The following is a 12,422-nucleotide window of genomic DNA, read 5'->3' as shown; positions in this document are numbered from 1 at the left end:
ACCGAATTGACTATGGGTTGTAAGTTTATTTCTGCTGTTTAGTTTTCAAGGATCAGTCTGTGCCGCTTTTTCAGCGGCGAGTGATATCTTATCACTCTTTCATTTTTCTGTCAAGTTCTTTTTTTCGAACATTTTCTTTTCGGAGAGAAGAACTTGTCTGTCAAGTTTTGACAGCGAAAAATATTTTATCAGAAAGCTTTTCGCTTGTCAAGAACTTTTTTCATTTTTTCTTTGCTGCTTTATCTGTGTTTCAGCAGTAAATAGTATTTTATCACATCGTTTCCGATCTGTCAACAACTATTTTCAATTTTTTTTGGAACTTTTTCGCTGTGTTCCGACAGCGAAATATATATTACCATCGGTTCCCACTTCTGTCAACACTTATTTTGGTTCTTTTAGAAGTACATTGTATTCTGCATTTCAAGCAAATTTTTCTTTTTATTTATTAGGAAAGAACTCATCCTATTTCCTACTTTTCCTGTGGAAAATCTTAATTTTTTCGAAAAACCGTTGACAAATCCTTCCTATAGGCGTATGATGAACCCGAAAAGAATAGTTCCGGTAGGTAAGGCTACTACAGGGATATGGACTGCTGCCGCAAAATGATGGAGACATCATGCGATGGTTTGAACAGGTTACATCGAAACCAAGGTGTAGCATAACGCAGTTTCACCGCCCTGCAGAGCTAAAGCTCGAAACGGTTGCATTTTTTTATAAAATGGCATTTGATTTTCCGTACAACCGTTGGAGTTTGTACGGATTTTTTTATGCAAAAAAGAGGTGAGATTATGGACGCAGGTCATCCAGACAATTACAACTCCATCCAGCGGGCAAACCAATCAAACTGTTTTATGGAACAGATGGGCATGACATCTGTATCCGTAATCTAGTTTCTTTCTGAAAATATAAGACCGAAAAATTGGCATTGCACCGCTTTTCCGCTGCCCTTTTATTGGGCTGTTTGAAAATTTTGAAAACATAGTTTTCATGCGGTGTTTTTTTTGCACCCTTTTTTCGGGAAAATCCCCCTGATTTCAGGGTTTTCATAGAGCATTCCAATCAAAAAAGCGAGGTGAGAAGCATGGACGCAGAAGGCAGTAGCAGTACAAAAACAACAGAACGAAGGCAAAGCGAGGAACGTCCTCCTGCGGACATGCTTCCGCTCTGAATCATCGTTCTCTGTTTTTGTCTGTACAATCCAAAACCACAAAAATCTAAGAATATGGAGGTACGGACCTATGAAAAAAACATTGAAAGAAAGAATCCTCAAAACAAAAATCGCAGCAGACATGGTTCGCCGCGATCAGATCAATGACAGACTGAAATTTGCCGCAGATAATTCCAGAAAAAATGTATTCGCTGCCCTGAGCACTTCTCAGGAAGGTCTGGCAGACGAACAAGTGGAACAGCTGCGGGAACTCCACGGTGACAACAATGTAACGCATGGTAAAAAAGAATCTCTTTTCAAAAGACTTTGCAACGCATTCATCAATCCTTTTACTGCAATCTTATTTGTTCTGGCAATCGTTTCCGCCTGCACAGAAATCATCTGGGCAGCTCCCGGCGAAAAAGATGCCACAACCGTTATCATCATCACTGTTATGGTACTGGTATCCGGTATCCTGCGTTTTGTACAGGAAACACGCAGCGGCAATGCGGCAGCAAAACTGTCTGCTATGATTCATACAACTGCAGCCGTTACCAGAAAACATCACGGCACACAGGAAATCCCCATGGATGAAATCGTTGTAGGCGACATCGTTACCCTGTCTGCCGGCGATATGATTCCTGCGGATCTGCGCATCGTAACAGCAAAAGACCTGTTTATCAGCCAGTCTGCTCTGACAGGCGAAAGCGAACCTGTAGAAAAACTGCCTCAGAAACAGAAAATCACAGGTGCTATTACAGAAGCATCCAACCTGGCTTTCATGGGCAGCAATGTGATCAGCGGCAGCGCAACCGGCGTTGTTATTGCAACCGGCAACGACACCATGCTGGGTGACATGGCAAAACATCTGTCCGAAAAACCTGCAAAAACTTCTTTTGAAAAAGGTGTAAACTCCGTTTCCTGGGTACTGATTCGCTTCATGCTTATCATGGTGCCCATCGTACTGTTCCTGAATGGCTTTGCCAAAGGGGACTGGCTCAATGCAGCCCTCTTTGCCATTTCCATTGCTGTTGGTCTGACACCGGAAATGCTCCCCATGATCGTAACCACCTGTCTGGCAAAAGGCGCCATTGCCATGAGCCGTCAGAAAGTGATCATCAAAGACCTGAATGCTATCCAGAACCTGGGTTCCATTGACGTTCTGTGCACAGACAAAACCGGCACACTGACAAAAGACAAGGTAGCACTGGAATATCACCTGAATGTTATGGGCGAAGAAGATGACCGCATCCTGCGTCACGCTTTCCTGAACAGCTACTATCAGACAGGGCTGAAAAACCTTATGGATAAAGCCATCATCGAACGTACTCACGCTCTCATCGAAAGAACACCTGCTTTTGCTGTACTGGAAAACAACTATACAAAAGTGGATGAAATCCCCTTCGACTTTGAACGTCGCCGCATGAGCATCGTAGTTGCAGACAAAAAAGGCAAAACACAGATGATTACAAAAGGCGCCATTGAAGAAATGCTGTCTATCTCCACCTTCGTAGAATACCATGGTGAAGTGGTTGAACTGACAGACGAAATGAAAAAAATGGTACTGACAAAAGTAAACGACCTGAACAACAACGGTATGCGTGTACTGGGCATTTCCCAGAAAACAAATCCCTCTCCTGTTGGCGCATTCTCCGTAGCAGATGAAAACAACATGGTTCTCATTGGATATCTGGCATTCCTGGACCCTCCCAAAGAAACCACTGCTGCCGCAGTGAAAGCACTGCAGGAATACGGTGTAGCCGTAAAAATCCTCACAGGTGACAATGAAAAAGTAACAAAATATATCTGCAAACAGGTAGGTCTGTCCGTAGACCGTATCCTGACAGGCGACCAGCTTGACGATATGACAGACACAGAACTGACAAAAGCAGCAGAAAACACCACCATTTTTGCAAAACTTTCTCCTCTGCAGAAAGCAAGAGTGGTAACACTGCTCCGTGAAAATGGTCATAGCGTTGGTTACATGGGCGATGGCATCAATGACGCCGCTGCCATGAAAGCATCCGATGTAGGTATCTCCGTAGATACTGCCGTAGACATCGCAAAAGAATCCGCAAATGTTATTTTGCTGGAAAAAGACCTGATGGTACTGGAACAGGGCATCATTGAAGGCAGAAAAACTTATGCAAACATGATCAAATACATCAAAATGACAGCTTCCTCCAACTTCGGGAATATGTTCTCCGTATTGGCAGCATCTGCATTCCTGCCTTTCCTGCCTATGGCTTCCATCCATCTGATTCTGCTGAACCTGATCTACGATATCTCCTGCACTGCAATTCCTTGGGACAACGTAGACGCAGAATTTTTGAAAGAACCTCGGAAATGGGACGCTTCTTCCGTCAGCAAATTCATGCTGTGGATTGGGCCTACCAGTTCCGTATTTGACATCGTAACTTATCTGGTAATGTTCTTCGTAATCTGTCCTGCTGTATGCGGCGGTTCCTTCCACAGCCTTGACCCCGCATCCCAGACAATGTTTATTGCACTGTTCCAGGCAGGCTGGTTTGTAGAATCCATGTGGAGCCAGACTCTGGTGATTCACATGATCCGCACACCTAAACTGCCCTTCCTGCGCAGCCGTGCTTCCGTTCCCGTTGTACTGCTGACATTCACAGGCATTGCCGTACTGACAGCCATTCCTTTCCTGCCCTTCGGTACACATATCGGTCTGTCAGCACTGCCTCCCGTATACTTCACATGGCTGGCAGGCATTATCGTTGCTTATGTAACACTGGCAACCATCATGAAAAAATTGTATATCCGCAAATATGGTGAACTGCTGTAATATACAGAAAAAAAGAACATTTTTTAAATTTTGTATTGACAAATGTCCTTCTGACATGGTATAACTTTTGAAAAGCAGAAACCGCAGAAAGAGTGTAAGTACCTTTTCCGGAAGCTGTTTCCAGAGAGCTGTGGATGGTGGAATCACAGCAGCAGCGGGATGAGGGAATGGGCTCTTGAGGGCAAACCGAAAATAGTAGGTGCGCCGGAGAACTCCCTTCGTTAACAAAGGACGCATATGATCGTATGCATGAGTGGGCAGATTTTCTGCCAATCAGGGTGGCACCGCAGGATTTTACGCCTGTCCCTTTGACGATTTCGTCAGGGACAGGCGTTTTTTTATTAAAAATCAAAATCAACCAAAGAAAGGAGCATGCACCATGAACACAAAAGAAATCCCTTACAAAATTTATTTAGACGAACAGGAAATGCCGAAACAGTGGTATAATCTGCGGGCAGACATGAACAACAAACCCGCTCCCCTGCTCAATCCCAGTACACTGAAACCCATGACCGCAGAAGAACTCAGTCAGGTATTCTGCGAAGAACTGGTAAAACAGGAATTAGACAACGATACCCCTTATATTGATATTCCCGAACCCATTTTGAAGTTCTATAAAATGTACCGCCCTGCACCTCTGGTGCGTGCCTATTGTCTGGAAGAAAAATTGCAGACTCCCGCAAAAATCTACTATAAATTTGAAGGCAACAACACCAGCGGCAGCCATAAACTCAATTCCGCCATTGCACAGGCTTATTATGCAAAGGAACAGGGACTGAAAGGCGTCACCACAGAAACCGGTGCCGGACAATGGGGTACAGCCCTGTCCATGGCATGTGCTTACTTCGGTTTGGACTGTCAGGTTTATATGGTAAAATGCTCCTACGAGCAGAAGCCTTTCCGCCGTGAAGTCATGCGCACTTATGGCGCGGCAGTAACGCCTTCCCCTTCCATGGAAACAGAAATCGGCAGAAAAATCCTTGCAGAGCATCCGGGTACTTCCGGCAGTTTGGGCTGCGCCATTTCTGAAGCCGTAGAAATGGCTGCCAAACAGGATGGCTACCGTTATGTACTGGGCAGCGTCCTCAATCAGGTATTGCTTCATCAGACCATCATCGGTCTGGAAACCAAAGCCGCTCTGGATAAATACGGCGTGAAAGCAGATATGATCATCGGCTGTGCCGGCGGCGGCTCTAATCTGGGCGGTCTGATTTCTCCTTTTATGGGCGAAAAACTCCGCGGCGAACGGGATTATCAGATCATCGCTGTAGAACCCGCTTCCTGCCCTAGCCTCACCAGAGGGAAATTTGCTTATGATTACTGCGACACCGGTATGGTAACACCTCTCCAGAAAATGTATACCCTTGGCAGTAACTTCATTCCTTCTGCCAACCACGCAGGCGGTCTGCGGTATCACGGTATGAGTTCCATCCTTTCTCAGCTTTACCATGATGGGCTTATGGAAGCACGTTCTGTGGAACAGACAGCCGTTTTCGCCGCCGCTACGGAATTCGCACGGGTAGAAGGCATCTTGCCTGCTCCTGAAAGTGCCCATGCTATTTATGTAGCCATGGAAGAAGCGAAAAAATGCAAAGAAACAGGCGAAGAAAAAACCATCGTCTTTGGACTGACAGGTACTGGATATTTCGACATGTTTGCATACGAAAAATTCAATAATGGCACCATGACAGACTATATCCCCACAGACGAAGATCTGAAACAGGGATTCGATGGCATTCCTCGCTTCCCCGGAAATGAATTTTAATTTTCATTACCTATTCATAATAGATATTGAAATTCCAAATACGAACAAGGTCTCTCAGACATTGATTCTGAACAAACCTATAATCATTCAAAAAGAGGATACTCCGTGTTCACCCGAAGTATCCTCTTTTATTGTAGAAATGATTGTTCCATCACGTAAAAGAATCTTGATATGATCCATCGTTCTATCGATTTCGATGTCCTTTATATCTAATGTAGAAATTGTCCCAGCACACATAAAGCGTATATTTTGCGCAACATCACTATGCCAGTCTATTCTTGCCGTCGTTCCTGCATAATAAGATTTTGGATAACAGTTTATTTTAAAGTACCCAACAAAACTAGCTTCTTCTGTAAATCGTTCCTTCTTGATTGATCCATCAATAACAATGGATGTTGCGCATTCTTCCTGATTTGCTGTATAAACCATCGCTTCCAACTCTTTATTGATAGGTACAGGGCGTTGTAATATATAAAATATCGCCAAAATGATACATATTCCTGCAATGATACCCCTTTTGATCTTTTGAACCAACACGATGCCCCCTTCCGAAATCCAAAATCCGCTTCTACTTACTTTCTATCAGTTTTATTTTACCATTTTTCTGCCACTGCTTCCACTTATGCCCTCTAAAAATCCCCTCAACAACTGCCTTCATAAGAAAATATTCCTTATAGGAATTCGGCAAAAAAATAATAGCTGGAATCCTTTGTATCATGAACTGCACCCCACTTGTTATTCAGTATATCATACTGTCTAACAAATGGGGTTCAGTTCATCATGAGAATTCCAGCTATTTTCGTTTTTATAAACCAACACCTAAAGATACAATCTCTTTGGAGCTGTATTTTTTATACAAGGACCATTATTTTTCCACTGTCATAGTCACTGTTTTTGTTGCACTATCCCACTGAAGCGCATCTGTGGACATGCCTGTCACAGTGCACCAGTCACGCAGAGACAGAAATGCGCGATCATTTACTGTTTGAGGTGCTGTTACCAGTGTTGTTTCTTCCCCATTGATGGTAACGGTTTTGTCTGTTCCTTCTATAGGAATCACAACAGTGGTATCATCATAAGTAATGGTTGCAATTTTGTCTTTCTGATTCCAGTCGATTTGCACGCCATCTTTGGAAACATTCAACAGTGCCCGTAAAGGCAACATGGTGTAACCATCTTCGGAAAGATATGCAGGTGCATCCAGTGCGATACGTTCCTCATCATCTTTCACCAGATAAGTTTCCCCAATCTTAATCTGGAAAACATGGGTTTCTGCCGGTGTTTCTTCGGGTTTATCCTCTGGTTCCTCCGGTGTTTCTTCCGGTTCTTCCGGCTGATCTACGACTGTCTTTCTGTAGAATGTAATGGTTTCATAATCCTTATCATATTTTTCGCTGAAATTCAGCCATTCGTCTGTGGGTTTTGCAGGAGAACGGTATGTGACTTTTACCAGTTCATCTGTATCCATCATATAGAAGTTATCGTCATAAGGGTCGTGAACTTCAACTTTTGCCTTATCATAAATATTCACCACACCATCACTGCCTCTGGCTTCATCCACATACAGCACATGACCTTCGGGATAAACTTCCAGAAAAACATTGTCTTCCAGATTGATATCACCACGATATACATAAATAACGCTGGAAGAAGCGCTTGTGGTTCTTACCACCAAATCGTCATTACCTCTTACAGTCAAATCCCCCTCTGCATAAATGGCATGCAGACCATATCCATCCACATTGATTTCACTGTCCCCATCCAGATAGAGAATGCTGTCCTCCGGCAGACAGATGACACCTTCTCTGCCATTGGTATTGCTTTCATCTGCATTGACATACAATCCATCAATGGTCAAGATTCTGCCGCTTGCATCCCAGTCCCAGCCGTCACCGCTGACGTCTGTATCATATGTGCGGAAATCATAGTCTAAAATATCGTTTTCCGCCGCCAGAGCTGTCTGGGGAACCAATCCCATAAGCATTGCCGCCGCAAGCCCTGCACAAAGTACTTTTTTCTGTTTCATGTTCATTCCTCCTTACCATCTCTTTTTTCCATCATACCATATTTTGCCGTTCTTTGCCGTTACGGTTTTTTAACATTTTAGACGCAAAAAACCACCCTTTCGTTCCCAATTTGAAAAAACTTTTGGAAAGCTGGTAATTTTGTCTGTTTTCTTTTATAATAAGAGATTAGGAATGAGATAGAAAGAGAGGACATTTATGAAATATATCAATGAATTGCACGAAGGTGAAAACATCATCGAACATTATCTGTGCAAGAGCAGACAGACTATGAAAAGCCGCAACGGCAAAAATTATCTGTCTTTGAAATTGCAGGATAAAACCGGTATGGTGGACGCCAAAGTCTGGGATCTGAACAACGATATCCAGAGCTTTCAGGAAAACGACTTTATCAAAGTAGATGCTTTTGTCACCACATTCAACAATGAACTGCAGCTCAATGTCAAACGCATCCGCCGCAGCCGCGAAGGGGAATACGATCCTGCGGATTTTGTACCCAGCACCGACAAAAACATCGATGAAATGTATGATCAGCTCATGGGATATATCAAAACCATGAAAAATCCCTATCTGAAAAAACTGCTGGAAGAAATCTTCCTGCGTCATCCTGTCATCAGTAAGGAATTCAAATATCATTCCGCAGCAAAAGCTATGCACCACAGCTTCCGCGGCGGTTTGGTGGAACACACCTTGTCTGTCACACAGCTTTGTGATTTTCTGGCACCTCGTTACAACTATGTAAACCGCGACATCCTTGTGGCATCCGCTATGCTCCATGATGTCGGCAAAGTGCTGGAACTTTCCGACTTTCCTACCAATGACTACACCGACGACGGTCAGCTTCTGGGACATTTGATTCTTGGTTCCGAACTCATTCGGGATGCTGCTGCTAAAATCGATGGTTTCCCCAAACGTCTGGAATCCCTCATGAAGCACTGCATGCTGTCCCATCATGGGGAATACGAATATGGCTCTCCCAAACTGCCTTCCACACCGGAAGCTTTCCTGCTCCACTGTGCAGACAATCTGGATGCCAAAACAAAAATGATTGAAGAAGCCCTTGCGGCAGACAGCACCCAGGGACACTGGGCTGGCTACAACCGCATGCTTCAGCGCAACCTGAGCCGTTCCGACTTCGAATAAGCAGGTGGAACCATGGCAAAGGAAACCCTTTCCGCACATGAACTGAACAAATATACCTACTGCCCTTATCAGTGGTATTATGAAAAAATATATGGCAGAGCAGAACTGCGCCGTATGCGCAAAGAATATCTGGAAGAACTTGGTCTGGAAGATTCCACCACTGCCAATTTTATACGAGGCGAAGCCTTCCATAGAAAGCTTTACCGCCAGTATCGCCTGCGACGGCTTTTGGGGAAAATTGCCCTTCTTGCTCTGCTGGTGCTGATACTTATTTTTTGGGTAATGCAGTATGTCCATGTTTGAAAAAATCACTGCAAACTGGCTTTCTTTTGGCATTCTGTTTTTGCTGATTCTCTTGGCAGTGCTTCTGCTTTGGCGAACACGCCGTCCCCATCTGCAAAAACAACCCCGAAAAGATATTATGCCTGGCTTTACTTTGATTTACGCCGACCAGAAGCAATCCGGCAAAAAAAGTGAAGGCTTTGGAAAACTGCTCTATTCCGCAAAGTACGATCTACAGGGAAAACCAGACTATATTTTCAAAAAAAGACTGGGCAGTGCTATCGTTCCCGTAGAACTGAAAAGCGGTGCCATCAAAGACGCTCCTCTCCCCCATCCAGGAGATTTATTACAGCTGGCAGCCTACTTCCTTCTTTTGGAGGATATTTACGGCAAACGCCCGTCTTACGGTTGGCTGAAATACAGCGATTATATGTTTTATGTGCGAAATACCAGAAACTTGAGAAAAGAAGTGAAACAAACCATGGCAGACATGCGGAAAATGTTGGAGGACGGCGAAGGAACCCCCAACGCCAGCTTTATCACCTGCCGCCACTGCATCTGCAACGGCACTGTATGTCCCTATGGTCAATATCATAGAAACGGAGGGGAAGTATGAAACTTCCTGTTGAGAAAAATCAGACCTACACCATGTCCATTACAGACATTGGCACCAATGGCGAAGGCATCGGACGCATTGACGGTTACACCGTCTTTGTGGAAGGTGCTCTGCCGGAAGAGGTCATCAAAGTCCTCATTGTCAAAACAAAAAAACATTTTGGTTACGGGAAGCTGTTAGAAATCTTAGAACCTTCCCCCCATCGGGTAACCCCTGCCTGTCCTGTTGCCGCAAAATGCGGCGGCTGTCAGCTGCAGCATCTTTCCTATGAAGGGCAGCTTGCTTTCAAAACGAAAAAAGTCAAAGACCATCTGGAACGGATTGGTGGTTTTTCCGGCATTTCCGTAGGCTATGCCAAAGGTATGGAAGAACCTTGGCGTTACCGCAACAAAGCCCAATTCCCAGTGGGCGGAAAAACCGGTGAACCAGAAATCGGCTTTTATGCCAAACGCAGCCATCGCATCATCGACACGCCCGTATGTATGCTGCAAAATGAAGTAAATGACCGGATTGTAAAAATCATTCGGGCATTTCTGGCGGAATATGAAATTCCCCTTTATGACGAAACTATCCATCGCGGTCTGGTACGTCATATCCTGACTCGTATGGGCAGACGCACAGGCGAAATTATGGTTTGTCTGGTGGTAAACGGCAGAAAACTGCCCCATTGCGATGTATTGGTAGAACGCCTGCGGGAAATCGAAGGCATGACTTCCATCGTATTAAATGTAAATACAGACCAGACCAATGTAATCTTAGGAACAGAAGTCCATGTGCTTTGGGGTAAAGAAACCATTCGGGATTATATCGGAGATGTACAGTTTGAAATTTCTCCCCTGTCCTTCTATCAGGTAAATCCTTTGCAGACACAGGTGCTTTACCAGACGGCTCTGGATTTTGCGGAGCTGGAAGGAAACGAAACAGTACTGGATTTGTACTGCGGCATCGGCACCATTTCCTTGTTCTTTGCCCAGAAAGCAAAACATGTTTTCGGCGTAGAAATCGTACCGGAAGCCATTGCTGACGCCAAAAGAAATGCTGCTCTTAACGGCATGAACAACGCAGATTTTGCCGTTGGTGCCGCAGAAGATGTGATTCCCAGACTTTATGAGGAGAAAGGCATCACTGCTGATGTGGTCGTGGTAGACCCTCCTCGGAAAGGCTGTGACAGTGTCCTGCTGGATACCATTGCTGCTATCTCTCCGAAGAAAGTGGTTTATGTATCCTGTGATTCTGCCACATTGGCAAGGGATTTGGCATATCTCTGCCCCAAAGGCTATACCATCGAAAAGGTACAGGTGGTGGATATGTTCCCTCATACGGTGCATGTAGAAACTGTTGTTTTGCTGTCTCATAACAAAACAAATAATTGAAAGCTTAGCTAAAAAATATTGTTCGTTAATAATTATAATAACAGGTGAATAAAAATGAAAAGCTCTTTAGAAGTACCCGCTTTTAACGATATGATGTGTGAATTATTTCAAGCAATGAAAGAATTAGGTGGATCTGGTACCATTAGAGAAATCGATGATAAAACAATAGAAATTTTAAAACTAACTCCAGAAGTTCAAGAAATAATGCATAGTAATAGCAGCAAAACAGAAATTGAATATCGCTTAGCATGGACAAGAACATATATGAAAAAAGTTGGTATCTTAGAAAACTCTTCTCGCGGAGTATGGTCTTTAACTACAAGCGGGCGAGAATTACAAAAGATCAACCCTGATGAAATTGTGAGAAAAGTTCGAGAAATGACTTTTTTAAAAACCAAAGATATCCAAAGCATCAATTTTGAAGACAATGATTTAGAAAATGATGGTGTAGACACACCTGATGAAATACAATCATGGCGTGAAAAATTAAAAAATATCTTATTAAATCTAAAACCAGATGCTTTTGAACGACTAACTCAAAGATTATTAAGAGAATCTGGTTTCACACAAGTTAAAGTAACAGGAAAGACCGGAGATGGCGGAATAGACGGCATGGGAATTGTCAAACTTAATGGAATAATCAGTTTTCATATGCTATTTCAATGTAAACGATATACCGGTTCTGTTTCCGCAGGAGAAATTCGAGATTTTAGAGGTGCAATGCAAGGAAGGGCAGATAAAGGTCTATTTATTACAACCGGCAAATTTTCGGCACCTGCTATTGAAGAAGCTAATAGAGCAGGTGCGGCACCCATTGATTTAATCGATGGAGACGAATTAGTGGAAAAATTAAAAGAGTTACAATTAGGTGTTGCTCCAGTCAATGATTATATCATTGACGAAGCATGGTTCTTATCTATTTAATCTCGGTATTTCGTCATTTATATCCTTCTCATAATAAAAAAGGAGGGTATGAAGAAAAGTCTGTAAATAAGATTCTTCTATGATAAGACTGGGTGGAATGCTTTGAAATGAAGCACTCCACCTTTGTTTTATATATACCATCCAAAAGATGGCATGTCAATAACAGGCGGCTTTTCCGCCTGTTTTAACCAATCTGTTCTTTTTATTCTGGAAGCCGTCCTTCATACATAATACTTAATTCTCCGTAGACCTGACCCCAGTTCCGGATGGTGGTTGTCCATTTTTTTGTGGCTTCAAAGGTAGCCAGATACAGGGCTTTCAGCAATGCTGTATCGCTTG

The 12,422-nt window shown here is 43.5% G+C and carries 9 protein-coding genes, 1 pseudogene, 1 riboswitch and 1 other annotated feature; of the genes and pseudogenes, 7 read left to right on the top strand and 3 right to left on the bottom strand.

Going from position 1 to position 12,422, the window contains the following annotated elements; translation table 11 throughout:
• Positions 1–550 precede the first annotated feature (550 nt).
• Positions 551–713: riboswitch (M-box (ykoK) riboswitch) on the top strand.
• A gap of 525 nt (positions 714–1,238) precedes the next feature.
• Together mgtA and BUB35_RS15975 are read left to right on the top strand one after the other, a co-directional pair.
• Entirely contained in the window at positions 1,239–3,956 is a 2,718-nt protein-coding gene (gene mgtA / locus BUB35_RS15980) for a magnesium-translocating P-type ATPase (RefSeq protein ID WP_072853377.1), read from the top strand.
• 75 nt (positions 3,957–4,031) lie between these two features.
• Positions 4,032–4,267, top strand: a binding site (T-box leader).
• Positions 4,268–4,335: 68 nt separating this feature from the next.
• Positions 4,336–5,721, top strand: a complete 1,386-nt coding sequence (locus tag BUB35_RS15975; protein WP_072853375.1) for a TrpB-like pyridoxal phosphate-dependent enzyme — start codon at positions 4,336–4,338, stop codon at positions 5,719–5,721.
• Between the two features lie 87 nt (positions 5,722–5,808).
• On the opposite strand, the gene BUB35_RS15970 is transcribed toward BUB35_RS15975, so the two are convergent.
• Complete coding sequence (locus BUB35_RS15970; protein ID WP_072853373.1) at positions 5,809–6,255, bottom strand: hypothetical protein; 447 nt, start codon at positions 6,253–6,255, stop codon at positions 5,809–5,811.
• A gap of 331 nt (positions 6,256–6,586) precedes the next feature.
• The gene (locus tag BUB35_RS15965) at positions 6,587–7,747 is read right to left on the bottom strand and encodes a copper amine oxidase N-terminal domain-containing protein (RefSeq protein WP_072853371.1); all 1,161 of its coding nucleotides are present in this window, start codon (positions 7,745–7,747) and stop codon (positions 6,587–6,589) included.
• Between the two features lie 196 nt (positions 7,748–7,943).
• Here BUB35_RS15965 and BUB35_RS15960 point away from each other — a divergent pair, with 196 nt between their 5' ends.
• Genes BUB35_RS15960 through BUB35_RS15940 form a run of 5 tightly spaced genes read left to right on the top strand, consistent with a single transcriptional unit; the run spans position 7,944 to position 12,083 of the window.
• Positions 7,944–8,888, top strand: coding sequence for a 3'-5' exoribonuclease YhaM family protein (locus BUB35_RS15960; protein WP_072853369.1), 945 nt, complete (start codon positions 7,944–7,946; stop codon positions 8,886–8,888).
• Positions 8,889–8,900: 12 nt separating this feature from the next.
• Entirely contained in the window at positions 8,901–9,191 is a 291-nt protein-coding gene (locus BUB35_RS15955) for a PD-(D/E)XK nuclease family protein (RefSeq protein WP_072853367.1), read from the top strand.
• Entirely contained in the window at positions 9,184–9,786 is a 603-nt protein-coding gene (locus tag BUB35_RS15950) for a CRISPR-associated protein Cas4 (RefSeq protein WP_072853365.1), read from the top strand. The genes BUB35_RS15955 and BUB35_RS15950 overlap by 8 nt, the downstream gene beginning before the upstream one ends.
• Positions 9,783–11,159: a 23S rRNA (uracil(1939)-C(5))-methyltransferase RlmD gene (rlmD, locus tag BUB35_RS15945; protein WP_072853363.1), complete on the top strand. Its 1,377-nt coding sequence runs from the start codon at positions 9,783–9,785 to the stop codon at positions 11,157–11,159. Before BUB35_RS15950 ends, rlmD begins: the two co-directional genes overlap by 4 nt.
• Positions 11,160–11,213: 54 nt before the next feature.
• Positions 11,214–12,083 (top strand): restriction endonuclease, encoded by an 870-nt coding sequence (locus BUB35_RS15940; protein ID WP_072853361.1) that lies wholly within the window; start codon positions 11,214–11,216, stop codon positions 12,081–12,083.
• A gap of 202 nt (positions 12,084–12,285) precedes the next feature.
• Here the strand turns inward: BUB35_RS15940 and BUB35_RS20165 are convergent.
• Positions 12,286–12,422 (bottom strand): annotated as a pseudogene (locus BUB35_RS20165) (IS256 family transposase); the annotation flags it as partial.

The sequence above is a fragment of the Anaerotignum lactatifermentans DSM 14214 genome, assembly GCF_900142265.1.
Lineage (GTDB): Bacteria > Bacillota > Clostridia > Lachnospirales > Anaerotignaceae > Anaerotignum > Anaerotignum lactatifermentans.
This window is presented reverse-complemented; position numbering and strand designations above follow the sequence as displayed.

Excerpts from the sequence above, each read along its gene's own strand:
- mgtA (WP_072853377.1), top strand. The coding sequence starts at position 1,239 with ATGAAAAAAACATTGAAAGAAAGAATCCTCAAAACAAAAATCGCAGCA.
- BUB35_RS15975 (WP_072853375.1), top strand. The coding sequence starts at position 4,336 with ATGAACACAAAAGAAATCCCTTACAAAATTTATTTAGACGAACAGGAA.
- BUB35_RS15965 (WP_072853371.1), bottom strand. The coding sequence starts at position 7,747 with ATGAAACAGAAAAAAGTACTTTGTGCAGGGCTTGCGGCGGCAATGCTT.
- BUB35_RS15960 (WP_072853369.1), top strand. The coding sequence starts at position 7,944 with ATGAAATATATCAATGAATTGCACGAAGGTGAAAACATCATCGAACAT.
- BUB35_RS15955 (WP_072853367.1), top strand. The coding sequence starts at position 8,901 with ATGGCAAAGGAAACCCTTTCCGCACATGAACTGAACAAATATACCTAC.
- BUB35_RS15950 (WP_072853365.1), top strand. The coding sequence starts at position 9,184 with ATGTTTGAAAAAATCACTGCAAACTGGCTTTCTTTTGGCATTCTGTTT.
- rlmD (WP_072853363.1), top strand. The coding sequence starts at position 9,783 with ATGAAACTTCCTGTTGAGAAAAATCAGACCTACACCATGTCCATTACA.
- BUB35_RS15940 (WP_072853361.1), top strand. The coding sequence starts at position 11,214 with ATGAAAAGCTCTTTAGAAGTACCCGCTTTTAACGATATGATGTGTGAA.